The organism is Methyloversatilis universalis EHg5, assembly GCF_000378945.1.
Taxonomy (GTDB): domain Bacteria; phylum Pseudomonadota; class Gammaproteobacteria; order Burkholderiales; family Rhodocyclaceae; genus Methyloversatilis; species Methyloversatilis universalis_A.
Genome location: NZ_KB900539.1, coordinates 3063151 through 3087049, shown reverse-complemented (window position 1 = coordinate 3087049; position 23899 = coordinate 3063151). Strand labels below are relative to the sequence as shown.

Annotated in this window: 26 protein-coding genes; 15 read left to right on the top strand and 11 right to left on the bottom strand. The window is 65.5% G+C overall.

Annotated elements, in window-relative coordinates; translation table 11 throughout:
• Window positions 1-51 precede the first annotated feature (51 nt).
• Both METUNV2_RS0114145 and METUNV2_RS0114140 read left to right on the top strand, forming a co-directional pair.
• Window positions 52-501 (top strand): CBS domain-containing protein, encoded by a 450-nt coding sequence (locus METUNV2_RS0114145; protein ID WP_018230125.1) that lies wholly within the window; start codon window positions 52-54, stop codon window positions 499-501.
• A gap of 80 nt (window positions 502-581) precedes the next feature.
• Window positions 582-2267, top strand: a complete 1686-nt coding sequence (locus METUNV2_RS0114140) for a long-chain-fatty-acid--CoA ligase (protein ID WP_018230124.1) — start codon at window positions 582-584, stop codon at window positions 2265-2267.
• Between the two features lie 44 nt (window positions 2268-2311).
• Here METUNV2_RS0114140 and METUNV2_RS0114135 read toward each other — a convergent pair whose 3' ends face one another.
• The gene (locus tag METUNV2_RS0114135; protein ID WP_018230123.1) at window positions 2312-2644 is read right to left on the bottom strand and encodes an H-NS histone family protein; all 333 of its coding nucleotides are present in this window, start codon (window positions 2642-2644) and stop codon (window positions 2312-2314) included.
• A gap of 302 nt (window positions 2645-2946) precedes the next feature.
• Here METUNV2_RS0114135 and ccoN point away from each other — a divergent pair, with 302 nt between their 5' ends.
• Genes ccoN through METUNV2_RS0114100 form a run of 7 tightly spaced genes read left to right on the top strand, consistent with a single transcriptional unit; the run spans window position 2947 to window position 8370 of the window.
• Window positions 2947-4374, top strand: a complete 1428-nt coding sequence (gene ccoN, locus METUNV2_RS0114130) for a cytochrome-c oxidase, cbb3-type subunit I (RefSeq protein WP_018230122.1) — start codon at window positions 2947-2949, stop codon at window positions 4372-4374.
• An 18-nt stretch (window positions 4375-4392) separates the two neighbouring features.
• Complete coding sequence (gene ccoO / locus METUNV2_RS0114125; RefSeq protein WP_018230121.1) at window positions 4393-5007, top strand: cytochrome-c oxidase, cbb3-type subunit II; 615 nt, start codon at window positions 4393-4395, stop codon at window positions 5005-5007.
• Between the two features lie 11 nt (window positions 5008-5018).
• Window positions 5019-5195: a cbb3-type cytochrome oxidase subunit 3 gene (locus METUNV2_RS0114120; protein ID WP_018230120.1), complete on the top strand. Its 177-nt coding sequence runs from the start codon at window positions 5019-5021 to the stop codon at window positions 5193-5195.
• On the top strand, window positions 5192-6103 hold the full coding sequence (gene ccoP / locus METUNV2_RS0114115; protein WP_018230119.1) for a cytochrome-c oxidase, cbb3-type subunit III: 912 nt from the start codon (window positions 5192-5194) through the stop codon (window positions 6101-6103). The genes METUNV2_RS0114120 and ccoP overlap by 4 nt, the downstream gene beginning before the upstream one ends.
• A gap of 60 nt (window positions 6104-6163) precedes the next feature.
• Window positions 6164-7573, top strand: coding sequence for a cytochrome c oxidase accessory protein CcoG (gene ccoG / locus METUNV2_RS0114110; protein ID WP_018230118.1), 1410 nt, complete (start codon window positions 6164-6166; stop codon window positions 7571-7573).
• A 4-nt stretch (window positions 7574-7577) separates the two neighbouring features.
• Window positions 7578-8075 (top strand): FixH family protein, encoded by a 498-nt coding sequence (locus tag METUNV2_RS0114105; protein ID WP_018230117.1) that lies wholly within the window; start codon window positions 7578-7580, stop codon window positions 8073-8075.
• Window positions 8068-8370, top strand: coding sequence for a hypothetical protein (locus tag METUNV2_RS0114100; protein WP_018230116.1), 303 nt, complete (start codon window positions 8068-8070; stop codon window positions 8368-8370). Before METUNV2_RS0114105 ends, METUNV2_RS0114100 begins: the two co-directional genes overlap by 8 nt.
• 51 nt (window positions 8371-8421) lie before the next feature.
• Here METUNV2_RS0114100 and METUNV2_RS0114095 read toward each other — a convergent pair whose 3' ends face one another.
• The 8 genes from METUNV2_RS0114095 to METUNV2_RS0114060 form a co-directional block, all read right to left on the bottom strand.
• The gene (locus tag METUNV2_RS0114095; protein ID WP_232415679.1) at window positions 8422-8877 is read right to left on the bottom strand and encodes a universal stress protein; all 456 of its coding nucleotides are present in this window, start codon (window positions 8875-8877) and stop codon (window positions 8422-8424) included.
• A 188-nt stretch (window positions 8878-9065) separates the two neighbouring features.
• Window positions 9066-10241 carry a DesA family fatty acid desaturase gene (locus METUNV2_RS0114090; RefSeq protein ID WP_018230114.1) on the bottom strand — a complete coding sequence of 392 codons (1176 nt, stop codon included), beginning with the start codon at window positions 10239-10241 and terminating at the stop codon, window positions 9066-9068.
• A 76-nt stretch (window positions 10242-10317) separates the two neighbouring features.
• Window positions 10318-11619, bottom strand: a complete 1302-nt coding sequence (locus METUNV2_RS0114085; RefSeq protein ID WP_018230113.1) for a mechanosensitive ion channel family protein — start codon at window positions 11617-11619, stop codon at window positions 10318-10320.
• Window positions 11616-12218 carry a phospholipase D family nuclease gene (locus METUNV2_RS0114080; RefSeq protein WP_018230112.1) on the bottom strand — a complete coding sequence of 201 codons (603 nt, stop codon included), beginning with the start codon at window positions 12216-12218 and terminating at the stop codon, window positions 11616-11618. Before METUNV2_RS0114080 ends, METUNV2_RS0114085 begins: the two co-directional genes overlap by 4 nt.
• Before the next feature lie 3 nt (window positions 12219-12221).
• Window positions 12222-13514: an RsmB/NOP family class I SAM-dependent RNA methyltransferase gene (locus tag METUNV2_RS0114075; protein WP_018230111.1), complete on the bottom strand. Its 1293-nt coding sequence runs from the start codon at window positions 13512-13514 to the stop codon at window positions 12222-12224.
• Entirely contained in the window at window positions 13511-14671 is a 1161-nt protein-coding gene (locus METUNV2_RS0114070; protein ID WP_018230110.1) for a DUF3108 domain-containing protein, read from the bottom strand. The genes METUNV2_RS0114075 and METUNV2_RS0114070 overlap by 4 nt, the downstream gene beginning before the upstream one ends.
• On the bottom strand, window positions 14664-15305 hold the full coding sequence (gene purN, locus METUNV2_RS0114065) for a phosphoribosylglycinamide formyltransferase (RefSeq protein ID WP_018230109.1): 642 nt from the start codon (window positions 15303-15305) through the stop codon (window positions 14664-14666). The genes METUNV2_RS0114070 and purN overlap by 8 nt, the downstream gene beginning before the upstream one ends.
• Before the next feature lie 77 nt (window positions 15306-15382).
• Window positions 15383-16000, bottom strand: a complete 618-nt coding sequence (locus tag METUNV2_RS0114060) for a hypothetical protein (RefSeq protein WP_051081932.1) — start codon at window positions 15998-16000, stop codon at window positions 15383-15385.
• 211 nt (window positions 16001-16211) lie between these two features.
• Here METUNV2_RS0114060 and METUNV2_RS19690 point away from each other — a divergent pair, with 211 nt between their 5' ends.
• Window positions 16212-16751 carry a hypothetical protein gene (locus METUNV2_RS19690; protein ID WP_081618546.1) on the top strand — a complete coding sequence of 180 codons (540 nt, stop codon included), beginning with the start codon at window positions 16212-16214 and terminating at the stop codon, window positions 16749-16751.
• Here METUNV2_RS19690 and METUNV2_RS0114050 read toward each other — a convergent pair.
• The gene (locus tag METUNV2_RS0114050) at window positions 16660-17328 is read right to left on the bottom strand and encodes a DedA family protein (protein WP_018230106.1); all 669 of its coding nucleotides are present in this window, start codon (window positions 17326-17328) and stop codon (window positions 16660-16662) included. The two genes, METUNV2_RS19690 and METUNV2_RS0114050, sit on opposite strands and share 92 nt — an antisense overlap.
• A gap of 104 nt (window positions 17329-17432) precedes the next feature.
• Here METUNV2_RS0114050 and mutL point away from each other — a divergent pair, with 104 nt between their 5' ends.
• Window positions 17433-19217, top strand: coding sequence for a DNA mismatch repair endonuclease MutL (gene mutL, locus METUNV2_RS0114045; RefSeq protein ID WP_018230105.1), 1785 nt, complete (start codon window positions 17433-17435; stop codon window positions 19215-19217).
• A gap of 1 nt (window position 19218) precedes the next feature.
• Window positions 19219-20172 carry a tRNA (adenosine(37)-N6)-dimethylallyltransferase MiaA gene (gene miaA / locus METUNV2_RS0114040; RefSeq protein ID WP_018230104.1) on the top strand — a complete coding sequence of 318 codons (954 nt, stop codon included), beginning with the start codon at window positions 19219-19221 and terminating at the stop codon, window positions 20170-20172.
• Between the two features lie 301 nt (window positions 20173-20473).
• On the opposite strand, the gene fnr is transcribed toward miaA, so the two are convergent.
• Window positions 20474-21208, bottom strand: a complete 735-nt coding sequence (gene fnr / locus METUNV2_RS0114035) for a fumarate/nitrate reduction transcriptional regulator Fnr (RefSeq protein ID WP_026188172.1) — start codon at window positions 21206-21208, stop codon at window positions 20474-20476.
• 70 nt (window positions 21209-21278) lie between these two features.
• On the opposite strand from fnr, the gene hemN reads away from it, so the two are divergent.
• The 3 genes from hemN to METUNV2_RS0114020 are packed head-to-tail and all read left to right on the top strand — an operon-like array spanning window position 21279 to window position 23894.
• Complete coding sequence (gene hemN, locus METUNV2_RS0114030; RefSeq protein ID WP_018230102.1) at window positions 21279-22664, top strand: oxygen-independent coproporphyrinogen III oxidase; 1386 nt, start codon at window positions 21279-21281, stop codon at window positions 22662-22664.
• A 44-nt stretch (window positions 22665-22708) separates the two neighbouring features.
• Window positions 22709-23434 (top strand): sulfite exporter TauE/SafE family protein, encoded by a 726-nt coding sequence (locus METUNV2_RS0114025; RefSeq protein WP_018230101.1) that lies wholly within the window; start codon window positions 22709-22711, stop codon window positions 23432-23434.
• Window positions 23435-23468: 34 nt separating this feature from the next.
• Window positions 23469-23894 (top strand): universal stress protein, encoded by a 426-nt coding sequence (locus METUNV2_RS0114020; protein ID WP_018230100.1) that lies wholly within the window; start codon window positions 23469-23471, stop codon window positions 23892-23894.
• The last annotated feature ends 5 nt before the right edge of the window (window positions 23895-23899 follow it).

The window sequence follows — 23899 nt, the reverse complement described above, 5'->3', positions numbered from 1 at the left end:
GCGTGGTGGTGAGGAGAGTGGCCGCAGTGAGCGAAGAAGGTGAGTGAAGACATGCAAGTACATGAAATCCTGCGCATCAAGGGCACCGTGCTGTACACGGTGGCGCCGCAGCAGACCCTGGGCAATGCAGTGGTGACCATGACCGACCTTGATGTCGGTTCGCTGGTGGTGATGGAGCACGGCCGCATGGTCGGCATGCTGAGCTTCCGCGAAGTGCTGCGCTCGGTGCGTTCGGCCGGCGGCGACTGGCAGGCGATGAGCGTGTCGGCGGTGATGCAGCGCGAACCGGCGACCGCGCATCCGGACATGGAAGTGGACGAACTGCGCCGGCTCATGCTGGAAAACCGCTGCCGTTACCTGCCCATCATGGAAGGTGACACCCTGATGGGCGTGCTGTCCTTCCATGACGTGGCGCGTGCGATGCTCGAAGAACAGAGCTTCGAGAACCGCATGCTCAAGAGCTATATCCGCGACTGGCCGATGGAAGACCTGTCGGGCTGAACGTCCGCCGCAGGTCCATCCACCAGACAGCGCGCGTCGGCCATGATCCGGCGGCGCCATGAAGAGGCGAGGAGGCGGTGATGGAGAAGGTGTGGCTGAAAAGCTACCCCCGGGGGGTTCCGACCGAGATAGATCCGTCGGAATTCGTGTCGGTCGGCGAGGTGTTCGAGCGCAGCTGCCGCGAGTACGCGGAGCGCGATGCCTATGTCTGCATGGGCCACGCGATGACCTATGCCGAGCTTGACCGGCTGAGTGCCGCGTTTGCTGCCTATCTCCAGTCCACGGTCGGTCTGGCGCCCGGTTCCCGGGTCGCCATCATGATGCCCAACGTGCTGCAGTACCCGGTCGCGATGTTCGGCGCGCTGCGCGCCGGCTACACCATCGTGAACTGCAACCCGCTCTACACGCCGCGCGAACTGGAGCACCAGCTCAACGACAGCGGTGCCGAAGTCATCCTGGTGCTGGAAAACTTCGCGTCCACGCTGCAGCGCGTGATCGCGCGTACCGCGGTGCGCCACGTCATCGTGACCGCCATCGGCGACCTGCTGGGCGTGCCCCGGGGCTGGATCGTCAACGCGGTGGTGCGGCACGTGAAGAAAATGGTGCCGTCGTACAGCCTGCCGGACGCGGTGCGCTTCAACGATGCGATCAAGCTGGGCCGCGGCCATGCGCTGAACCCGGTGAACGTGGTGCACGAAGACATCGCCTTCCTGCAGTACACCGGCGGCACCACCGGCGTGGCCAAGGGCGCGATGCTCACCCACCGCAACATCGTGTCCAACATGATGCAGGCGGACGCCTGGATACGCCCTTTCCTGAGCGGCCCGCAGCTGGTGATCACCGCGCTGCCGCTGTATCACATCTTCGCGCTGACCGCGAACTGTCTGGTGTTCCTGAAACTGGGCGCCACCAATGTGCTGATCACCAATCCGCGCGACATTCCCGGCTTCGTGAAGGAACTGGCCAAGTACCGTTTCACCGTGATGACCGGCGTGAATACGCTGTTCAATGCACTGCTGAACAATCCGGGTTTTGCCGCGCTGGATTTTTCCGGCCTGCGGGTATCGCTGGGCGGTGGCATGGCGGTGCAGCGTACGGTGGCCGAACGCTGGCAGGCGGTGACCGGTCATCCGCTGATCGAAGCCTATGGCCTGACCGAAACGTCGCCGGCGGTCTGCATCAACCGGCCGGACCAGAAGGAATTCAACGGCGCCATCGGACTGCCGATACCGTCGACCGAAATCTCGATTCGCAATGATGGCGGCGATGAAGTGACGCTGGGCGAGGCGGGCGAACTGTGCGTGCGCGGGCCCCAGGTCATGAAAGGCTATTACCGGCGACCCGGGGAGACTGCCCAGGTGATGACCGCTGACGGCTTCCTGCGTACCGGAGATGTGGCGACCATGGATACCGATGGTTTCGTGCGTATCGTCGATCGCAAGAAGGACATGATTCTGGTGTCCGGATTCAACGTCTATCCTAATGAGGTCGAAGACGTGGTGGCGGCCTGCGCAGGCGTGCTCGAATGCTGTGCCATCGGCTTGCCGGATATCCATTCCGGAGAAGTGGTGAAGGTATTCGTGGTCAGTCGAGATCCGGCCCTGACCGCCGAGGCGGTGATTGCCCATTGCCGCACCCAGCTGACCGCCTACAAGATTCCCCGGCAGGTTGAATTCCGCTCCGAATTGCCTAAAACAAATGTCGGAAAGATATTGCGTCGTGCGCTGAAGGAAGAGGCGGCCGCTGCTGCGGGGGCGAATAAATGAAAAAGGCACCTTGCGGTGCCTTTTTCATTTCCGGAAAAACCGGATCAACCGACGCGGGCGGCAGCCAGCTCATCCGCACCGAGGGCGGTCAGCCAGCCCGGCTTGCGACCGGCGGCACCGACTTCCTTGATTTCACCGGTGGCCGGATTGCGGTATTTGCCCGGGGCGATCTTGATCTTTGCCGAAGCCGGACGAGCCGGCTTGCGTGCGGAACCACCGCCGGAAAGACCCACATCGGCGGCGCTCAGATTGTATTTTCTGATCTTTGCGCGGACGTCGGCGATCACGGCTTCGAGTTCCGCCCGGCGCACCGCTTCCGCCTGTTGCTGAAGTTCGGCGATCTTTGCCATCAATTCATCGTAGCTCTGGCCGGACATCTGATTGTCTCCGTCGTTTGTGGAATCGGAATGATAAGGCGCGAATCAGGATCAGTAAATTGATTTGATCGGAGGTTTGTTCCGGAATTGATGGGTGTGCAATATGATTCGCGGTCGATCATGCGGGGTGCATTGCTGCGCCGGTGTCGGCGCCAGGGGCGATCGGTCGGCCGCTTGACGTGGGTCAAGACCCCGGCGCGGGCGAACACATAACCTTCCGGCCGGATCATGCGTGCGTGCGCCCGTATGGGCGTGGCGGTGCAATTTCAATGTGGGAGCAGGCAAAAATGAAAACAGAAGCAATGGGGTCCGTTCACGGCACCTATGACTATCAGGTGGTGCGGCAGTTCGCACTGATGACGGTCGTGTGGGGCATTGTGGGCATGCTGGTCGGTGTGGTGATCGCCGCCCAGCTGGTCTGGCCGCAACTGAATGTCGGTGAGTGGTTTCACTTCGGCCGACTGCGGCCGCTGCATACCAATGCAGTGATTTTCGCCTTTGGCGGCTGCGCGCTGATGGCGACCTCCTTTTTCGTGGTGCAGCGCACCTGTCACACCCGGCTGTTCGCCCCCTGGCTGGCCAGCTTCGTGTTCTGGGGCTGGCAGCTGGTCATCGTGGCCGCCGCCATCACGCTGCCGCTGGGCTATACCTCCGGCAAGGAATACGCCGAACTGGAATGGCCGATCGACGTGCTGATCACGCTGGTGTGGGTGGCTTACGCGGTCGTGTTCTTCGGCACCATCGCCAAGCGCCGCACTTCGCACATCTATGTTGCGAACTGGTTCTACGGCGGCTTCATCCTGACCGTCGCCGTACTGCATCTGGTCAATAGCGCGGCTGTCCCGGCCGGCTTCTGGAAGTCCTACTCGGCCTATGCCGGCGTGCAGGACGCCATGGTGCAGTGGTGGTACGGCCACAACGCGGTCGGTTTCTTCCTGACCGCCGGCTTCCTCGGCATGATGTATTACTTCGTGCCGAAGCAGGCCGAGCGTCCGGTGTATTCCTACCGTCTGTCGGTGGTGCACTTCTGGGCGCTGATCTTCACCTATATGTGGGCGGGTCCGCACCACCTGCACTACACCGCGCTGCCGGACTGGACCCAGTCGCTGGGCATGGTGTTCTCGCTCATCCTGCTGGCACCGAGCTGGGGCGGCATGATCAACGGCATCATGACCCTGTCGGGCGCCTGGCACAAACTGCGCACCGACCCGATCCTGAAGTTCCTGATCACCTCGCTGTCCTTCTACGGCATGTCGACCTTTGAAGGTCCGATGATGTCGATCAAGACCGTGAATGCGCTGTCGCACTACACCGACTGGACGGTCGGCCACGTGCATTCGGGCGCGCTGGGCTGGGTGGCGATGATTTCCATCGGCTCGATCTACTACCTGATCCCGCGCCTGTTCGGCCAGGAAAAGATGTACTCGATTCCGGCCATCAGCCTGCACTTCTGGATGTCGACCCTGGGCGTGGTGCTGTACATCGCCTCGATGTGGATCGCAGGCGTGATGCAGGGCCTGATGTGGCGTGCGATCAACGACGACGGCACGCTCACCTACACCTTCGTCGAAAGCGTCAAGGACAGCTATCCGTTCTGGACCATCCGCTTCGTCGGTGGCCTGCTGTTCCTGTCCGGCATGTTCGTGATGGCCTGGAACGTGTGGAAGACCATCGCCGGCAAGAAGCCCTACAACGCACCGGTGGTGGCGCCTGCTGCCGCGCACGCCTGATCACTGGAGAAAGACATCATGGCTGCATCCAAGCACGAAGCAATTGAACGCAATGTAGGCCTGCTGGCCATCCTGACGGTGCTCACCATCGCCATCGGTGGTCTGGTCGAAATCGTTCCGCTGTTCTTCCAGCACTCGACCACCGAGCCGGTAAAGGGCGTCGAGCCCTACAGCCCGCTGCGTCTGGCCGGCCGCGACATCTATGTCCGCGAGGGCTGCTACAACTGCCACTCCCAGATGATCCGTCCGTTCCGCGCCGAGACCGAGCGCTACGGCCACTATTCGGTGGCTGGCGAGTTCGTCTATGACCGTCCGTTCCAGTGGGGCTCCAAGCGTACCGGCCCGGATCTGGCACGGGTTGGCGGCCGCTATTCCGACGAGTGGCACCGCGTGCATCTGATGAATCCGCGCGATGTGGTGCCGGAATCCAATATGCCGGCGTTCGCCTGGCTGGAACGTCCGGTCGATGCCAGCACCATCGAGCAGCGCATGCGCGCGCTGACCGTGGTCGGCACGCCCTACACCGAAGAGCAGATCAAGTCCGCGCCCGAAGCGCTCAAGGGCAAGACTGAAATGGATGCGCTGATCGCCTACCTGCAGGGTCTGGGTACCGCGATCAAGCGGGTTAACTGAGGTCGGCAGACATGGAACTCGACATCAATATGCTGCGTTCGGCAGTCACCGTCGCGGGCTTTGCCTGCTTCGTCGCCATCGTGGTCATGGCCTGGCGTCCGGGCGCGCAGCGCGCCCACCATGAGGCGGCCATGCTGCCCTTCGCCGACGATGACCGTGCGCACACCGAAACCGGAGAACAAAAGTGAGCGACTTCATCAACAACTTCTGGAACATGTATGTGGTGGTGCTGGTCGTCGCCAGCCTGCTGTTCTGCGTGTTCATCATCGTGTCCAACCGCGGCGCCCGGCCGAGCGGCAAGGTCGAACTGCATGGCCATCAGTGGGATGAAACGCTGGCCGAGTGGAATAACCCGCTGCCGCGCTGGTGGGTATGGCTGTTCTGGATCACCATCGTGTTCGCCGTGGTCTATCTGGCGGCCTATCCCGGTCTGGGCAACTTCAGTGGCAAGCTGGCCTGGACGTCGACCGGTGCCTATGACAAGGAAGTGAAGGAGGCCGAAGCCAAGGTGGCGCCGCTGTTCGAGCGCTATGCCGCGATGGAGGTGCAGAAGGTGGCGGCCGATCCGGAAGCCCGTGCCATGGGTCAGCGACTGTTCCTGAACAACTGCGCCCAGTGTCATGGCACCGATGCCCGCGGTTCGCGCGGCTTCCCCAACCTGACCGACGGTGACTGGCTGTACGGCGGCACGCCGGAAGCGATCAAGACCACGCTGACCACCGGCCGCAACGGTGCGATGCCGGCCTTCGGTACCACGCTGGATGGCGAACAGCTGCGCGACGTGGTGCACTACGTGCGTTCGCTGTCGGGCCTGACTTCGGACAATGTGCGCGTGCAGCGCGGCAAGGCTACGTTCGGTGCCAACTGCGCGGCCTGCCACGGTGCGGACGGCAAGGGCAACCAGATGGTCGGTGCCCCGAACCTGACCGACGGCACCTGGCTGTACGGCAGTACTGAAACGCTGGTCACCCAGACCGTGCAGAAGGGCCGCAACGGCCACATGCCGGCGCATGGCGAACTGCTGGGCGACAAGAAGATCCACCTGCTGACCGCCTATGTGTGGGGCCTGTCGAACAACGCAGCCGGAGCGAAGTAAATGGCATCAAACCCCTCTCCCGGTGAGCCATCGCCCGGAACCGAGACGAAACGGGCGCGGGTGATTCCTATCACCGAAGTGGCGCCGGACGAGGGGTCTCTCTATGCTGCGCGGAAGAAGATACAGCCGCGCAGCATCCAGGGGCGGTTCAACACCGTGCGCTGGGCCATGGTGTGGATCACCCAGCTGGTGTTCTACGGCCTGGCCTGGCTGCCCTGGAACGATCGTCAGGCCGTGCTCTTCCATCTGGTCGAGCGCAAGTTCTACATCTTTGGGCTGGTCCTGTGGCCACAGGACGTGCTCTACCTTGCTTTCCTGCTCATCATCAGCGCGCTGGGGCTGTTCCTGGTGACCGCGGTCGCCGGACGCATCTGGTGCGGCTACGCCTGTCCGCAGTCGGTCTATACCGAAATCTTCATGTGGGTGGAGCGCCGGCTGGAAGGTGACCGCTCTGCCCGAATGAAGCTGGATGCCGCACCCATGGGCGCGCGCAAGATCGGCCTGCGTACTGCGAAGTACGGCATCTGGGCAGCGATCGCGCTGTGGACCGGTTTCACCTTCGTCGGCTATTTCACGCCGATCCGCGAACTGGGCACTGAAGTGGCGAGCGGCTCGCTCGGCTCGTGGGAAAGCTTCTGGATGTTCTTCTACGCGGTGTTCACCTATGTGTTCGCCGGCCATTTGCGCGAGCAGGTGTGCAAGTACATGTGCCCGTATGCCCGCTTCCAGGGCGTCATGTTCGATCCGGACACCCTGGTTGTGAGTTACGACGTCAACCGTGGCGAGCCGCGTGGCAGCAAGAAGAAGGCGCGCGAGGGGCAGAACGTGGGCGACTGCGTGGACTGCGAATGGTGCGTGCAGGTCTGTCCGACCGGCATCGACATCCGCAACGGCCTGCAGTACGAATGCATCGGCTGTGCGCTGTGCATCGACGCCTGTGACCAGGTGATGGACAAGCTGGGCCGCCCGCGCGGTCTGATCGCCTACACCACGGAGCGCACGCTGCTCGACAAGAAGCCGGCGCACGAAGGCTGGCGCGAAGTGATGGCGCACATCCTGCGTCCGCGCGTCATTCTCTACACCAGCCTGCTGCTGTTCATCGTGTCCGGCTTCGCCTGGTCGCTGCTGACCCGCACCCCGGTCAAGATGAATGTGCTGCGCGACCGTGCCACGCTGGCGCGTGAGGTCGAGGGCGGCCGTATAGAGAACGTCTATCGGTTGCGCATCATGAATACTTCGGAGGTGGATCGCCGCTTCGTGCTGTCGGTCGATGGCATTCCGGGGGCCACCATCGCCGACCTGGAACAGATCGACGTACCGGCGACCGGCTCGGTCGATCTGCCGGCCCACGTCCGGGTCGACGCCGAAGCGCTGCAGCCGGGCTCGCACGAAATTCATTTCAATCTGCAGGCGGTCGATGCGCCGGACATCCGGGTGCATGAAAAGACCTCCTTCCTGCAGCCGAGGTAGAGCGATGCACAACGATCCTTCCGTCCAGGCACCCTGGTACCGTCACCGCTGGCCGTGGTTCCTGATGGCCGGTCCGGCCATCGTCATCGTGGCTGGCGCCGTCACCACCTGGCTGGCGGCTACCGGCAATACCGCGCTGGTGGCGGACGACTATTACAAGCAGGGCCTGACCATCAATCGCGTGATCGAGCGCGAGAAGGCGGCGTCCGATCTGGGCGTAGAAGCCCGGCTGACCGCGGCACCGGCCGATGGCGGGGGGACGCGCATCGAACTGAAGCTGACCATGACCGATGCGGCGAAGCTGCCGCAGCGGGTGCATGTGCAGTTCATCCACCCCACGCGCAGCGAACTGGACCGCGATCTGCTGTTTGACGGCGAGGGCGGGCGCTACAGCGGCACCGTGCAGGTGCTGCAGGCGACCCACTGGAAGCTGGTGATCGAGGACGAAGCGAAAACCTGGCGTCTGCAGGACAGTCTGACGGTGGAGGCGAACGGTGGCTGAGGTCGATTTCGAGCAGGTCGAAACCCGGCGCGTACCCGGTCGCTTCGGGCGACTGTTCGCCCTGGTGTCCTGGCCGTCCTTCCTGGTCGCGGCGGTGGCGGAAACCGCCTTCTTCAGCCTGATCAACCCGCAGGAGCTGTACCTGCTCGGCGAGCCGGTGCATTTTTCGCCACTGACCACCTACACGCTGGGCTTTTTCGGCTTCTGGTGTGTGGCCGGCGCATCCAGCCTCATTTCATCCTGGATGGCGGAAAAGATGCCTGCCTGCGCCGACCGCTGCGTCGGGCGCAAATGAAAACGGGGGCCGCAGGGCCCCCGTCTCCTTTCCGCGCTGCGGTTTCGCGTTTCAGCGATACACCAGCACCGGAATCTTCGAATTCGACAGCACCTTCTGCGTCACGCTGCCCAGCAGCAGGCTGGCCAGACCGCGACGGCTGTGCGAAGCCATGAAGATCACGTCAGCTTCGCGCTTCAGCGCGACTTCGATGATGGCCTTGTGCGGTTCGTCCTGGGTCACTGCCAGCGTATCCACCTGAACACCTTCGTCGGTGGCTTCCGCACGTGCGGCCTGCAGGATGCGGTCTGCGTGGGTGCGCATTGCGTCGCTGAAGTCGTTCGGCGCGACCGGATCGATGTTTTCCTCGTCCTGTTCGCTGTGCAGCGCTGACACGTGATAGTCCTTCATCACGTACAGGAAGGTGACACGGCCCTTCACGTCCTTGGCGAAGCAGATGGCGTGCTTGACAGCCGCACGGGAAAGATCGGAACCGTCGATGGGTACGAGTACGTGGCGAAACATCATGGACTCCTTCTCGTTGTTATCGACCGCCACCGCCACGGTGCCGGTCGTGCTGAGACTGCTGCATGGCTCCTGCAGATTCTATCGGCTCGGCACACCTTATTTTGAGTCAAACACCGGCATTTGGTTTGACCCAAGTAAAAAGCCGGAAGTGCAGAGCACTTCCGGCTTTCAGGTGCGGCGTATGCGGATCAGATCGCGTAAGTCTTGAGACGCAGCGAAAACTCCTGCAACTGCTTGATGCCGCTGGATTCGGCGCGTGCGCACCAGTCCTGCAGCTGCTTCAGCAGCTGTTCGCTGGAAGCGGTGGAGCGGGCCCACAGCGCGGTGAGTTCCTGACGCATCGCATCCACGGTGGCCAGACGGCTGCTGTCCGACAGCATGGATTCCATCTCGGCGTCGTCGCTGGCCGGCTGCGCGTTCTCGCTGCGGTTGAGCCAGCCCTTGAAACGCTGGAAGCGTTCGCTGTCGGCCAGCGCCGCATTGTTGCTGCGCAGCTTCTCGATCTCTTCGTTGTAGATCGAGCGCAGCGACTTCATGTAGCGGGTCATCACGTCGTAACGGTGAGTGATGATGGCTTCAAGGGTCTGGGTGTCGATCACGTTGCGCGCTTCGAAACGCGGCTGCGGAATGGTCTTCTTGGCCTTGGCCAGACCGAAGATTTCCAGGATGCGGATGTACATCCAGCCGATGTCGAACTCGTACCACTTGGACGACAGCTTGGCCGAGGTCGCGAACGAGTGGTGATTGTTGTGCAGTTCCTCGCCGCCGATGATGATGCCCCAGGGCACCAGATTGGTCGCTGCGTCGTTGCAGTCGTAGTTGCGGTAGCCGATGTAATGGCCCAGACCGTTCACCACGCCGGCGGCCCAGATCGGGATCCACGCCATCTGCACGGCCCAGATCGTCAGGCCGAGCGGGCCGAACAGCAGCACGTTGATGATGAGCATCAGGCGGATGCCCAGCCAGGAACGGCCGGTGTAGAAGGTGCGCTCGACCCAGTCATCCGGCGTGCCGTGGCCGTAGCGGCGCATGGTTTCCGTGTTCTTCGCTTCGGCGCGGTACAGCTCGGCGCCTTCGAACAGCACCTTCTTGATGCCGAGAACCTGCGGGCTGTGCGGGTCTTCCGGCGTTTCGCACTTGGCGTGGTGCTTGCGATGGATGGCGGCCCATTCCTTGGTGACCATGCCGGTGGTCATCCACAGCCAGAAGCGGAAGAAATGGCTCGGAATGGCGTGCAGTTCAAGTGCACGGTGCGCCTGGTGGCGATGCAGATAGATCGTGACCCCGGCGATGGTGATGTGAGTGAACACCAGCGCGACGACGATATAGCCCCACCAGGGCAGGTCGATAAGACCGTTCAGCATTCAGGAAGTCCCTTGATACACGTATTTGAAGGTGCGGATTCTACGCGACCTTGGCTAGCGGTCAATTTGCGCAGCGTCAAGTCTTTGCGTCACAAACTGCAACGTTGTCAGCCGGATTCAGTAAACGTATCTCGCGCTGGGGGAAGGGAATTTCAATGCCTTCGGCCCGGAAGCGGCGCAGAACCTCCAGCTGCACCGCAGAACGTATGCCCAGCGTGCCGTTCTCGGGGTCGGTGATCCACATGCCCAGTTCGAGATTGATGCCGGAGTCGCCGAAGGAGTGCAGGAAGGCGCGCGGTGCAGGCTCGGGCAGCACCCGCTCATGCACCCGGGCGCATTCCTCCAGAATCGCCAGCGCGCGTTCGACATCGTCGGCGTAGCCCACCTGCACCGTGATTGCCATTCTGACTTCGCGGTCCGACAGGCCTTCGTTCTGCACCACCGAACTGATCAGCGTTTCGTTCGGCACGATGGACTGCACGCCCGACGGGCTGCGCAGCACCGTGTAGCGGGTGGTGATCTGCTGTACCTGGCCGCGGTCGCTGCCGACCGAAATGAGGTCGCCGATGCGGATCGAGCGATCGAGCAGGATGATGAAGCCGGACACGTAGTTGGCCATGATCTTCTGCAGGCCGAAGCCCAGACCGACGCCCAGTGCGCCGCCGAACACCGACAGCGCGGTCAGGTCGATGCCGACCAGCGGCAGCGTGATCATCAGCGCCAGGAACATGAGCGCCACCTTGGACAGGCGGGCCAGCACGATGCGCAGATTGCTGTCCAGCGGCGCCCGCATCAGCTTGCGCTCGACCGAGCCGGACAGCCAGATCGCGCCGATCAGCGTCACCAGCACCCAGGCGCCGCCCTGAAGCAGCGCCCACAGCGACAGCTTCTGCTTGCCCAGCGCCACCTGCTGACTGTCCAGCCAGTCGATCACCTCGGGCAGGATGTCCAGTGCGTGCAGTGCCCAGGCGCTCCAGATGGTGAGACTGATCAGGAATTCGAAGGTGCTCAGCCAGCCGGCCGGCGAGAACACCTGGCGCAGCGCATACACGATCATCCGGATCACGCCCATCGCCACCAGCATGGCGATCACCAGATGCATCAGCACCGGCGGCTGGTGCAGCGCACCGTACAGGGCGCGGGCGGCGGTCAGGGTGGCCATGCCGGTCAGCGGGAACAGCAGGCGCTGCAGGCCGTCGATACCCAGTCGGGCAGCCGCGCCCAGACTGTCGTAATCGGTCTTGGCGCGCTGGCGACGCTTGATCAGCCGGCTCAGCAGGCCGGCCAGCAACAGGCAGCCGACGATGACCGCCAGTTCGATGCGGGTGCTGTCCTGGCCCAGCAGGCGCATCAGTGCTTCAAACGAGATTTCCGTCATCGTGCGGTGGCTTCCCCGGCACGCTCGGCCGCCTGATGTGCCATCACCGCTTCGGTGAAGCTGACCGATTTCGCGCGGTGGCGCTTCCAGTTGTCCAGATAGGTCCGGGCCAGCGCACGGTGTCCGCTCACCACCATCACGTTTTCCGCGTTCTCGCTCTTGCCGGAGTAGCTGAAGTTGTACGAGCCGGTGACCACCACCGGCTCACGACCGTCCGGATCGACCACCATCACCTTGTTATGGGCGGCGGCGTAGTTGCCGTCCAGCCATACGCTCACGCCGTTGCCGGCCATGCGCGGCACCGCGCTGCGTTCGTCCTTCAGCACCTTGTCGCGGTCGGCCAGTACTTCGACCTTCACACCGCGCTCGGCGGCAGCGATCAGGGTTTTCGCGATGTTGCGGCTGGTCAGCGTGTAGGCCTGCACGTAGATGGCCTGGCGGGCACCGTCGATCTGGTCCATCACCAGCCGCTCCACATCGTCCCAGGGGGCGAAGGCCACCTCGACCTTGCCTTCCGCCGGCAGCGTGCTGCCGGCACTCAGCGGTGCCGCGGCCAGCAGCAGGGCAGCGAACAGCGCGCCGCGCAGACTATCTTTCACGCCTCATTCCTCACTGTGTTCTTTCTGTTTGTCGTCCGCGCCGCGACGTTCCAGCACGGCGGCGTAGAAACCGTCGGTGCCGTGCAGATCGGGGCGCAGTTCGAGATCGACACCGGTATCGAGTTCGATCCGCGCAGCCGCCAGCAGCGCGTTGACCGGCACGCGGACGAAATCCGGGTGGCTGGCCAGGAAAGCATCGACCACGCCGCGGTTCTCTTCGTTCAACAGGCTGCAGGTGGCGTACACCAGCCGTCCGCCGGCCTTCACCAGGCGCGACGCTCCGGCCAGGATGGCTGCCTGCTTGGCCACCAGTTCGGTCACCGCCTGCGGCGTCTGCCGCCACTTGAGGTCAGGGTTGCGGCGCAGCGTGCCCAGGCCGGAACAGGGCGCATCGACCAGCACCCGGTCTATCTTGCCGGCCAGACGCTTCACCTTGGTGTCGGCTTCACTGTCGATCAGCACCGGGTGCACATTGGACAGACCCGAGCGTGCCACCCGCGGCCGCATCTTGATCAGCCGCTTTTCCGACACGTCGAAGGCGTACAGCCGGCCGGTCGAACGCATCATGGCGCCGATGGCCAGCGTCTTGCCGCCGGCACCGGCGCAGAAATCGACCACCATTTCGCCGCGTCGCGGCGCCAGCAGCAGCGCCAGCAGCTGGCTGCCTTCGTCCTGCACCTCGATGATGCCCTTCTCGTACAGCGGGTTCTTCGACAGCGACGGGCGCTCGTTCAGGCGCAGCGCCCACGGCGACCAGCGACCCGGCTCGGCGACGATGCCGTTGTTGGCGAGCGTCGCCATGACCGCCTCGCGGTCGGACTTCATCAGGTTGATGCGCAGGTCCAGCGGCGCCTGCTGGTTCAGCGCGCGCGCCAGCGACAGCAGCGCCGCTTCGTCCATCTGCGCCGACAGCCGCTCGATCACCCAGTCCGGCAGGTCGGTGCGTTCGCCCAGCGACAGTTCGTCCGCCTTGCTCTGTGCCAGCGTTTCCAGCCATTCCGCTTCCTTGCGCGACACCAGCGGTGCCAGCTGCTTGACGCCCAGGCCCTGGATGCGGGCCAGCGCGGCGATCAGCAGCTTGCGCGCACCGGCGTGCTCGCCGGCGACGGCGCGCAGCCAGCGCAGCCGGCGCAGCACCAGATAGGCGTGTTCGGCGATGAAGGCGCGGTCGCGAGACTGCAGCGCACGCTGTTCGCGGAAATAGGCGGACAGCACGCCGTCGGCCGGGTATTCGAAGCGCAGCAGTCGGCCCAGCACGTCGGCGGTGGCATCAATCAGTTTTTCGTTCGGTTTCATCGCAGGAAGATCGGAAGGTCTGAATCGGGGGCGGGCGCGGAGCCTGAGGGCGACGCGCTGCCGGTGGGGGCGGACGAGGTGGCTGTCAGCGTCCGCTGGTCGTATTCGATGCGACGCACGCGCTGGTCGTACACATCGCCCTTGCGGTCGGTGTAGCGGATGCGCACCGGCAGCCAGCGCAGATCGGGGGCCAGCCACACCTCGATCTGGTTGTCGCCGGGCAGGGCGCGCATGGCCACCCGCTTGACCAGCAGGCGGCCAAGGCCGGTTTCCAGGCTGCTGCTGTCCTCGTCCGGCACGAACCAGCGCGGGCTGTAGCGGCGGCCGGTCGCCACCGCAAAATCGAAGCTGCCGCCGTACTGGGCACGCCAGATCACCTCCAGCCACAGGCTGGCCATGTCCTGCGCACCGGGCGTCAGCGCTTCGTCCATGGTTTTCGCGCCGCTGCGGAGCATAACCCGACTGCCGGCCCAGTCGAAAACCACGGTTTCTTCCGGCGGCTTGCCGGAAGAGGATATCTGGCTGAAACGCTGCGGTCTGAGGCCATCATCGGCCAGTTCGCCTTCGCTGCGCTGATCGATGCGCAGGGGCTTTAGCAGCGCGGCCAGGCCGGTGGTTTCGGTCACCGTGTCCATCCGGTAGCGCTGGCCGTCGTGCACCCAGTGGTAGCGGCTTTCACCGATGCGCAGCGCGTCGCCGCGATACACCTCGAATTCGATCTTCGCCTCGCCCGGCAGCACGTCCTGCGGCTTCATCGCCACCGCGTCGTCGCCGACCGGTGGCATGTGGTCTTCGCCGGCCTGGTCGCGCGCACCGGTGCCGGCATCGGCTGCCACGCCGTCGTCGCTTGCCGACAGCGCGGGCTGACTGGCCGGCGAAGCGGCGGCGGTGCCATCGACCGGTTCGCTGACCGGAGGCACGGAACGGGGTCGGCGCACCTTGGGTGGGGCTTTCGGAGCAGGGCGGGCGGCGGGTACCGGTTCCGGCTCGGGTGGGGGCGGTGGCGGGGGGGCGACCAGCGCGGCGTGGATGACGGGTCCGTCATCTGGCTCAGCCGTGTGGTCGATGCCGCGCAGGCCGCCGACAAGCAGCAGGTGCAGCAGCAGCGACACGGCCAGCGCGATCGCCAGCCGCGGGCGGGACAGCGGCTCAGTCATCCGCACCCGGAACGCACAGCGCGGCGTCGCCAGGGGTGGCGTCGCCGGTCAGCACCGCGCGGCCGTCGCGCAGGCTGAGCCGTCCGTCCACGAACCAGCGCACCACCTGCGGGTAGAGCACGTGTTCCTGCTTCAGCACGCGGGCGGCCAGTGTGTTTTCGTCGTCGCCGGCCAGTACCGGCACCGCCGCCTGGGCGACGATGGGGCCGCCATCCAGTTCGCCGGTCACGAAGTGCACGGTCACGCCGGCCACGCGGCAGCCGGCCTCGATCGCCCGCCGGTGGGTGTGCAGGCCGGTAAAGGCAGGCAGCAGCGACGGATGGATGTTGATCATGCGGCCGCTGTAGTGATTGACGAATTCCGGCGTCAGGATGCGCATGAAGCCGGCCAGCACCACCAGATCCGGGGCGTGGCGGTCGATCTCGGTGGCGAGCGCGCGGTCGAAGTGGTCGCGGTCCGGGTAGCGCTTGTGGTCGACCACCGCGGTGGCGATGCCGCGCTCGCGGGCGTAGTCCAGACCGGCGGCGTCCGGCCGGTTGCTGATCACCGCGCGGATGTCGGCGGCCAGGCCGGCCTCGACGATGGAGCGCATATTGCTGCCGCGGCCGGAAATGAGGATGACGACGGATTTCATGGGGCGCCGGCACCGGGCCGGATCGGGTGGATCAAGGCGCGATTATCGCCCAGCCGCCCGGCGGCTGGCGTCTCCGCTCACCGGACCGGCAGGAAGACCGCGGTGGCCAGCGACTGCAGGATGCGGGTGACCACCCGCCGGTTCTTGTCGGCGACGATGGTCGAACTCATGTCGAGCCAGCCTATCATTTTGCCGATCTCGCGCTCGAAACTGAGGTTGCGCGTGCCGTCGGCACCGATCTCGTTGGACAGCAGCAGCAGGTTGCCGGCCTCGTCGCGCGACTGGGCCAGTTTCCAGGCGGCGATCTCGAGGTTGCGCGCGCAGTTCGACAGCGACTGCGGGTCCAGCTCGTCCATGATGAACAGTTCGCTGCGGTCGCCCCATGCGGTCTGGATCATGCCGCCCATGCCGGCGATCAGCGCGGCCACCCGGTCGCCGCCGAAGTCGGCAGCGAACGCCATGCGCATCACCTCGATGCCGCGCCGGCCGTCGAATTCCTTCAGCCGCCAGTCATGCTGCGCGGCGAACAGCCGGGCCATTGCTGCCTCGCGGCTGTCCAGCCCGGCGCGTCGCCATTCGCGCGGATTGCGCCTGTACAGCTTGTCGGCCAGACGCTCAAGACTGGCGAACACTTCCCGGTGATGAGCCTCCAGAACCCGGTCGATGTCACTTTTAACAATCTGTTTAGGATGCATGGAATCGGCCACTGGCGCGGGTTTCTGGCCGGTGCCCGAACAGCCCGTGATCAAGTTGGCTATCGCGGCGCAACAGAGCGCGCGCAGAATCGACTTGCAGGCTGTCATAAGGTCCATGACCGACAGCGTACGACAACCCGGGCAGTGTGTGGGACCCCGCCGCGAAGCGGATGAAGGGTCCGATGCAGCCCCTGAAGGAATCGATGCCGCAATGAAGATGGAACCGCTCGAACGGGTACGCGCTCCCGGTGTGAAGGCAGGCAGCCGGCGCTTTGGCCAGCTGCTGCGCACGCTGGCGCGCGTCGATCACGGCGGCGTGCTCATCTGCGGCGGCCAGGACGTGCAGTGCGACGCGCTGGCGATGGCGCTGGCTCGGCTGCGCGACCAGCCGCTGATGCGGGTCGAACTCGAGGCGGCCAATGACGAGCCGATCACGTCTGACCAGTGGCGGCCTTCGCTGCAGCAGGCGCGCGAACACGCGGCGCTGCTCTACCTGCATCTGGGCGAGGGCGCCGAAGTCGCCTTTGGCCGCGAAGCCAACGCCCGCAGCGGCCTGAAGGCGGAACACCTGCTGGCTGATGTGCAGCGCGCAGGCGTGGTGGTGATCGTCGCCGGCGCCGAGCGCTACAGTGTGGCGCTCGAAGCCTGCTGGCCGCGCATCAGGCTGCCTGATCCGGCTGCGTCACGGCTTTCGAACCCAGTTTCGACTTCACCCAGGCCACTGCCAGTGGCGCAAGTGATATCGCGATGATGGCGAGGATGACCAGGGTCAGGTTCTGCTTGACCCAGGGCTGATTGCCGAGCCAGTAACCCGCCAGCGACAGCGACACCACCCAGATCACCGCACCGGTCACGTTGAACAGCGCGAAGCGCGCGTAGCTCATCTGCGCCACCCCGGCCACGAAGGGCGCGAAGGTGCGGATGAGCGGCATGAAGCGCGCGATGATGACCGTCTTGCCACCGTGCTTCTCGTAGAAACCGTGCGTGCGGTCGAACGCTTCGCGGTTGAAGAAGCGCGAATTTTCCCAGCGGAACACCTTGGGGCCGAACCAGGCGCCGATCGAGTAGTTCACCGCGTCCCCCAGTACCGCCGCGATCACCAGCAGCACGATGAGCAGGCCGATGTGCATGCCGCCTGCGGCCGCCAGCGCGCCGGCCACGAACAGCAGCGAATCGCCGGGCAGGAAAGGCGTCACCACCAGGCCGGTTTCGCAGAACACGATGATGAACAGGATGGCGTACACCCAGGCGCCGTAGTTGGCGACCAGCACCGCGAGGTGCTTGTCCAGGTGCAGCATGAGGTCGATGAAGGTGGCGAGCAGTTCCATGTCGGGGCCGGCTGAAAACGAGCGCTGATGATAGCGGATGCGTATTGCGGCCCGTAGAATCGCGGTCCGAATCCCGTCCCGCGCGCCCGGCCGTGCCCCCCCTCATGCCCGCCATCCGTCTGTTGCCCGACCTGCTGATCAGCCAGATTGCCGCCGGCGAAGTGGTCGAGCGGCCGGCTTCGGTGCTGAAGGAACTGCTGGAAAACAGTCTGGACGCCGGCAGCCGCGACATCCGCGTGCAGCTCGAAGGCGGCGGCGTAAAGCGGCTGCGGGTGGCTGACGACGGCTGCGGCATGCCGCGCGAAGACCTGCCGCTGGCGCTGGCCCGGCACGCCACCTCCAAGATCGCCTCGCTGGACGACCTCGAAGCGGTGGCCACCATGGGGTTCCGCGGCGAGGCGCTGGCGTCGATCGCCAGCGTCGCCCGCGTCAGCATCACCAGCCGCGAGACTGGCAGCGCCCATGCCTGGCGCATCGACAACGAGGGCGAGGTCGAACCGGCCGCGCTCGATGCCGGCACCGTGATCGACGTGGCCGATCTCTACTACAACACGCCGGCGCGCCGGAAATTCCTGCGTACCGAACAGACCGAGTACGGCCACTGTGACGACGTGTTCGGTCGCATCGCGCTGTCGGTGCCGCAGGTGGCGTTCCAGCTCATGCACAACGGCCGCCTGATGCAGCGCCTGCCGGCCGGCGACATGGCGAGCCGGGTGCGCGCGCTGCTGGGCGACGAATTCATGCAGCACGCCCGCCAGGTCGAGGCCGATGCCGGCCAGATCCGGGTCAGCGGCTTCGCCGCGCAGCCCGCCTTTTCGCGCGCCGGGCGCGATGCGCAGTACTGTTTCGTGAATGGCCGCTTCGTGCGCGACCGCCTGCTCGCGCACGCGCTGCGCGAGGCCTACGCCGACGTGCTGCACGGCGCGCGCCACCCGGCCTATGCGGTGTTCATCGAACTCGATCCGCGTGCGGTCGATGTGAACGTGCATCCGGCCAAGACCGAAGTGCGCTTCCGCGATTCGCGCGGCGTTCACCAGTTCGTGTTCCACGCGGTCGAGCGCGCGCTGGCGCCGTCGATTCAGGTGGGCGCGGCCGCTGCGTCGCAGCCGCCACCGGCATCGACCGGCATGCAGCCGGTCTTCCAGGCGCCGTGGCCGTCGCAGCAGCAGGGTATGGCGCTGGAGCAGCCGCTGGCGCGCTATTTCGATTTCGTCCGTCAGGACGCGCCGGCTGCCGGCGGTTTTGCCACGTCACCGGCTGCGCTCGCGCCGGCCGCACGCCCCGACCTGCCGGCCCAGCAGGCCGATGCGCCGCCGCTGGGCTTCGCGCTGGCCCAGTTGCAGGGCGTCTATGTGCTGGCGCAGAACGCCGCCGGTCTGGTGCTGGTGGACATGCACGCGGCGCACGAGCGCATCCTGTACGAACAGCTGAAGAAGGTGCTCGAAGGCGAGCCGGCGGTGCAGCGCCTGCTCATTCCGGCAGTGCTGGCGATGAGCGCGCGCGAAGTGGCGACCGCCTTTGAATACGCCGACGTGCTGGAAAAACTCGGTTTTGACATCGGTCAGGCCGGCCCGAACGAACTGATGGTGCGCGCGGTGCCGGCGCTGCTGGCGCGCGCGGACACCGGGGCGCTGCTGCGTGCCCTGCTTGAGGAACTGCGCGAGGCGCCGGCCAGCCAGGTGGTCGAGCGGCGGCGCAACGAACTGCTCGCCACCATGGCCTGCCACGGCGCGGTGCGCGCCAACCGCCTGCTCACGCTGCCCGAAATGAACGCGCTGCTGCGCGACATGGAAGCCTGCGAACGCGCTGACCAGTGCAATCACGGCCGGCCGACCTGGGTGCAGCTCAGCATGGCCGAACTGGACCGCCTGTTCATGCGCGGTCGCTGACATGGCCGATTCGTCTGCGCCCGCATCCGCGCCGCCGGTCCTGGTGCTGCTCGGCCCGACCGCCAGCGGCAAGACCGCGGCGGTGGCCCGCATCGCGCAGGCGCTGCCGATCGAACTGGTCAGCGTGGATTCGGCGCTGGTGTTCCGTGACATGGACATCGGCACCGCCAAGCCCTCGGCGGAGGAACAGGCGCTGTGCCCGCATCACCTGATCGACATCGTGTCGCCGGAAGAGGCGTATTCGGCCGCGCGCTTCGCCGCGGACGCGCGGCGGCTGATCGGCGACATCCACGCGCGCGGCCGCATTCCGCTGCTGGCCGGCGGCACCATGCTGTACATCAAGGCGCTGCGCGAGGGCTTGTCGGATCTGCCGGAGGCGGACGCGGGCTTGCGCGCCGACATCGATGCGCGCGCGGCGGAACAGGGCTGGCCGGCGCTGCACGCCGAACTGGCCGCGCTCGACCCGGACGCCGCGGCCCGGCTCAAGCCCACCGACGCGCAGCGCATTCAGCGCGCGCTGGAAATCGTCACCCTCACCGGCCGTCCGCTGGCCGAAAGCTATGCGAAGCGCGAGGACGACGCACCGCTGCCGCCGCTCACCGTGCTGTCGCTGGAGCCGTCGGACCGCGCCTGGCTGCATGCCCGCATCGCTCAGCGTTTCGACCAGATGCTGGCGCAGGGGCTGGTCGACGAGGTGAGTGCGCTGCGTGCCCGATACCGCCTCGACCCGGGCCTGCCGTCGATGCGCTGCGTCGGCTACCGGCAGGCCTGGAGTTTTCTGGAAGGCGAAACCGATGCCACCACGCTGCGCGACACCGGCATCTACGCCACGCGGCAGCTGGCCAAGCGGCAGATCACCTGGCTGCGCTCGATGCAGATCGACCAGCGCATCGATTGCCTGCGCGCCGATGCGGCGGATGCGGTGCTGCACGCCTTCGCTCGCGTCTGCAGGTGACGGACACCAGACTTCCGCGGTCCGCGTGCGCAGGCCATTGGCCTGCACACCCTACGGCCTTCGTGCTGCGCGATTCGAGGTGCAGGGAAGACCGTCGGATTCCCGGGTAGGGTGTGCTCGCTGGCGAGCGCACGCTGTCGCGGCGGGTCACGTAAGCATGATTGTGGTGCGGTCCGCGTGCGCAGGCCGTTGGCCTGCTCACCCTACGGCCGCCGTTCCGGCGGGTTCCTCATCCGCTGTCCGCACATGAAAAAGGCGCCTCACGGCGCCTTCAGTGCATCATGAAACGGGCCGCCCGATCTCAGCAGCGCGGGCTCATCGCCTTTTTCAGGTCGTCCAGCTTGTGGATGCGGATGTTCTTGTTGCTGACCGACAGCAAACCTTCGTCCTGCAGGCGCGACAGGCCGCGGCTCACGGTTTCCAGCTTCAGGCCGAGGTAGGAGCCTATTTCCTCGCGCGTCATGCGCAGATTGAATTCGGTGGCCGAATAGCCGCGCGACGCGAAGCGCTGCGACAGGTTCACCAGGAAGGCGGCCAGCCGTTCTTCGGCGCGCATGGTGCCGAGCAGCATCATGACCGCCTGATCGCGCACGATTTCGCGGCTCATCACCTTGTGGAAGTGATGCTGCAGCGTGTCGATCTCGCGCGACAGTTCGGACAGCCGGTTGAACGGAATCACGCACACCTCGCTGTCTTCCAGCGCGCGGGCGTCGCAGTTGTGGTTGCCGGTGCCGATGCCGTCCAGCCCCATCAGTTCGCCGGCCATCTGGAAGCCGGTCACCTGTTCGCGGCCGTCCTCCGAAATGACTTCGGTCTTGAAGAAGCCGGTGCGGATGGCATACAGCGACTGGAAGGCTTCGCCCGAAAGATAGAGCGGCATGCCGCGCGCGATTTTGCGGCGGGCGCCGATCAGGGTGTCGACGCGCTCAAGCTCATCGTCGGACAGGCCGACCGGCATGCACAGTTCGCGAAGGTTGCAGGCAGAGCAGGCGACTTGAAGCCCCTGCGTGGTGATGGGTATCGATACGCTGTTCATTGATTGCGATCAATGCGCAACAAAGGGTGCGCTTGCATGATGAACATAACGCAAAGTGTGCCAATAAATCATGAATGTCGCAAAGGAACTGGTGTTCGACCCGCAGCTGATGCGCCGTTTCGACGTGCCCGGGCCCCGTTACACCTCCTACCCCACCGCCGACCGGTTCAATTTCTCGCACGACGCCCGCGCTCATGCCGGGCGTCTGGGTGCGCGGACCGCCAGCGCCGGCCCGCTGTCGATCTACATCCACATCCCGTTCTGCGACACCATCTGCTACTACTGCGCCTGCAACAAGATCATCACCAAGGACCACGCGCGCGCCGACAGCTATGTCGATACGCTGCTGCGCGAAATGGCGATGAAGGCAGCGCTGGTGAAGGGCAGTCGCGAAGTGGCCCAGCTGCATCTGGGCGGCGGTACCCCCACCTTCCTGAACGACGCGCAGATGGCCCGGCTGATCGAGGGGCTGCGCACTCACTTCCGGCTGTCCGACAGCGCGCAGTGCTCGATCGAGATGGATCCGCGCGGCGTATCGGCGGCGCGCATTGCGCACCTCGGTTCGCTCGGTTTCAACCGTATCAGCGTCGGCGTGCAGGATTTCGACCCGGTGGTGCAGCGCGCGGTCAATCGCATCCAGAGTGTCGAAGAAACCGAAATCGTGCTGAATGCCGCGCGTGACAACGGTTTCGTATCCACCGGCATCGACCTCATCTACGGTCTGCCCGGCCAGACGCCGGACAGTTTCGATGCCACGCTGGCCACTCTGGTACGGCTGGCGCCGGACCGGGTTGCCATCTACCACTACGCCCACCTGCCCAAGCAGTTCATGCCGCAGCGGCGCATCGACGAATCCATGCTGCCCGGCCCCGAAGTGCGGCCGCAGCTGCTGCGTCTGGCCATCGACCGGCTGCACGAAGCCGGCTATGTCCATGTCGGCATGGACCATTTCGCCCGTCCGGATGACGAACTGGCCATGGCGCAGCGCCATGGCCGGCTGCAGCGCAACTTCCAGGGCTATTCCACCCATGCCGGCTGTGATCTGGTCGGGCTGGGCGTGTCGGCCATTTCGCGGGTCGGCGCCAGCTTCGCGCAGAATCACCGCACGATAGAAAGCTGGACCCAGGCCATCGACGACGGCGAACTGCCGGTCATGCGCGGTCTGGACATGACGCCGGACGACAGCGTGCGCAGCGCGGTGATCGGCGCGCTCATGTGCCATTTCGAACTGTCGATCGAGGCGATCGAAAGCGCCTACGCCATCGATTTCCGCAAGTATTTCGCCCCGGAACTGCAGGAACTGGCCGAACTGGAAGAGGCCGGCCTGCTCACGCTGGAGCCGGACTGGATCGCCATCACGCCGCGTGGCCGGCTGCTGGTGCGCGCGGTCTGCATGGTGTTTGACCGCTATCTGCGTCTGGACAGCGAAACGGTGCGCTACTCTAAGGTGGTGTGAGCGCGGCACCGGCCGCGCGGTTTCCGGCCTTGCGTGTGTCCTGAATGAATCTCGGTCTTGCAGCGGTTTTCGTCGTCGGCCTGCTCGGCGGCGTGCATTGCGCCGGCATGTGCGGCGGCATCGTGTCGGCCATTTCGGCCGGCGTGCCGCAGGCGCGGCGCCCGGGCTGGCGCGGCCAGCTGCCGGCGCTGGCCCTGCACCTCGCCTACAGCGGCGGGCGCATCAGCAGCTATGCGCTGGCCGGTGCGGTGGCGGGCGGCGTCGGCGGCGTAAGCCTGCTGGCCGGCCGGGCTGCACCGGTGCAGATGACGCTCTACGTACTGGCCAATCTGATGATGATCGCGCTCGGCGCCTATCTGGCCGGCTACACCCGGCTGCTGGCGCCGGTCGAAGCGCTCGGCCGGCCGCTGTGGACGCGCATCCAGCCGCTGGCGCGCCGCTTCCTGCCCGCCCGCTCGCCGGCTCAGGCGCTGGGTGTCGGCCTGCTGTGGGGTTTCCTGCCCTGCGGCCTGGTGTACAGCATGCTGGGGCTGGCGCTGCTGTCCGGTTCGCCCGGCAGCGGCGCGCTCATCATGGTCGCCTTCGGCCTCGGTACGCTGCCCAATCTGCTGCTGGCCGGCATGCTGCTGACCCGGCTGCGCGGCCTCACCCGGCACCAGGGGCTGCGGCGAGTGGCCGGCCTGCTGGTGCTCGCCTTCGGCGTGGCCGGACTGGCCCGCGCATCGACGCTGGGCGACGGGCTGTGGAACGGCCTCATCTGCCATACTTAGCGCTCTTCCTATAACAATACGTCGAGAGACCACCATGCGTATCCTGCTTGCCGTCGACGGCTCCGACCACGGCGTGCGTGCCACCGCCGAAGTGCTGCGCCTGACTTCACAGCTCACCGCAGCGCCGGAAATCCACCTGCTTTTCGTTCATGCGCCGGTGCCCGGCGGCCTGCTGCAGCATCACGTGAGCCGCGAAGCGCTGAACGACTACTACCGCGAAGAGGGGCAGGACGCGATCCGTTCCGCGCTGGAAACCCTGCGCAACGCGAAGATCGAGCCGGTGGTGCACCTGCACGTCGGCCCGCCGGCTGAAACCATCGCCCGCTACGCCGAACAGCAGGATTGCGAACTGATCGTGCTGGGCCGCCGCGGCCACGGCGCACTCGCCAGCTTTGCCCTGGGCTCCATCGCCAGCGGCGTGCTGCACCATTCCAACCGCCCGGTGCTGCTGGTCAAATAAACGCG

What these genes read in the sequence shown, in the direction of transcription:
- fnr (WP_026188172.1), bottom strand. Translation starts at nt 21,208, where the DNA reads ATGAACAGCGTATCGATACCCATCACCACGCAGGGGCTTCAAGTCGCC.
- METUNV2_RS0114060 (WP_051081932.1), bottom strand. Translation starts at nt 16,000, where the DNA reads ATGCATCCTAAACAGATTGTTAAAAGTGACATCGACCGGGTTCTGGAG.
- METUNV2_RS0114085 (WP_018230113.1), bottom strand. Translation starts at nt 11,619, where the DNA reads ATGACGGAAATCTCGTTTGAAGCACTGATGCGCCTGCTGGGCCAGGAC.
- METUNV2_RS0114020 (WP_018230100.1), top strand. Translation starts at nt 23,469, where the DNA reads ATGCGTATCCTGCTTGCCGTCGACGGCTCCGACCACGGCGTGCGTGCC.
- purN (WP_018230109.1), bottom strand. Translation starts at nt 15,305, where the DNA reads ATGAAATCCGTCGTCATCCTCATTTCCGGCCGCGGCAGCAATATGCGC.
- METUNV2_RS0114050 (WP_018230106.1), bottom strand. Translation starts at nt 17,328, where the DNA reads ATGGAACTGCTCGCCACCTTCATCGACCTCATGCTGCACCTGGACAAG.
- hemN (WP_018230102.1), top strand. Translation starts at nt 21,279, where the DNA reads ATGAATGTCGCAAAGGAACTGGTGTTCGACCCGCAGCTGATGCGCCGT.
- METUNV2_RS0114140 (WP_018230124.1), top strand. Translation starts at nt 582, where the DNA reads ATGGAGAAGGTGTGGCTGAAAAGCTACCCCCGGGGGGTTCCGACCGAG.
- METUNV2_RS0114135 (WP_018230123.1), bottom strand. Translation starts at nt 2,644, where the DNA reads ATGTCCGGCCAGAGCTACGATGAATTGATGGCAAAGATCGCCGAACTT.
- METUNV2_RS0114090 (WP_018230114.1), bottom strand. Translation starts at nt 10,241, where the DNA reads ATGCTGAACGGTCTTATCGACCTGCCCTGGTGGGGCTATATCGTCGTC.
- METUNV2_RS0114105 (WP_018230117.1), top strand. Translation starts at nt 7,578, where the DNA reads ATGCACAACGATCCTTCCGTCCAGGCACCCTGGTACCGTCACCGCTGG.
- miaA (WP_018230104.1), top strand. Translation starts at nt 19,219, where the DNA reads ATGGCCGATTCGTCTGCGCCCGCATCCGCGCCGCCGGTCCTGGTGCTG.
- METUNV2_RS0114070 (WP_018230110.1), bottom strand. Translation starts at nt 14,671, where the DNA reads ATGACTGAGCCGCTGTCCCGCCCGCGGCTGGCGATCGCGCTGGCCGTG.
- METUNV2_RS0114025 (WP_018230101.1), top strand. Translation starts at nt 22,709, where the DNA reads ATGAATCTCGGTCTTGCAGCGGTTTTCGTCGTCGGCCTGCTCGGCGGC.
- METUNV2_RS0114145 (WP_018230125.1), top strand. Translation starts at nt 52, where the DNA reads ATGCAAGTACATGAAATCCTGCGCATCAAGGGCACCGTGCTGTACACG.
- METUNV2_RS0114075 (WP_018230111.1), bottom strand. Translation starts at nt 13,514, where the DNA reads ATGAAACCGAACGAAAAACTGATTGATGCCACCGCCGACGTGCTGGGC.
- ccoO (WP_018230121.1), top strand. Translation starts at nt 4,393, where the DNA reads ATGGCTGCATCCAAGCACGAAGCAATTGAACGCAATGTAGGCCTGCTG.
- METUNV2_RS19690 (WP_081618546.1), top strand. Translation starts at nt 16,212, where the DNA reads ATGAAGATGGAACCGCTCGAACGGGTACGCGCTCCCGGTGTGAAGGCA.
- METUNV2_RS0114120 (WP_018230120.1), top strand. Translation starts at nt 5,019, where the DNA reads ATGGAACTCGACATCAATATGCTGCGTTCGGCAGTCACCGTCGCGGGC.
- ccoN (WP_018230122.1), top strand. Translation starts at nt 2,947, where the DNA reads ATGGGGTCCGTTCACGGCACCTATGACTATCAGGTGGTGCGGCAGTTC.
- mutL (WP_018230105.1), top strand. Translation starts at nt 17,433, where the DNA reads ATGCCCGCCATCCGTCTGTTGCCCGACCTGCTGATCAGCCAGATTGCC.
- METUNV2_RS0114095 (WP_232415679.1), bottom strand. Translation starts at nt 8,877, where the DNA reads ATGATGTTTCGCCACGTACTCGTACCCATCGACGGTTCCGATCTTTCC.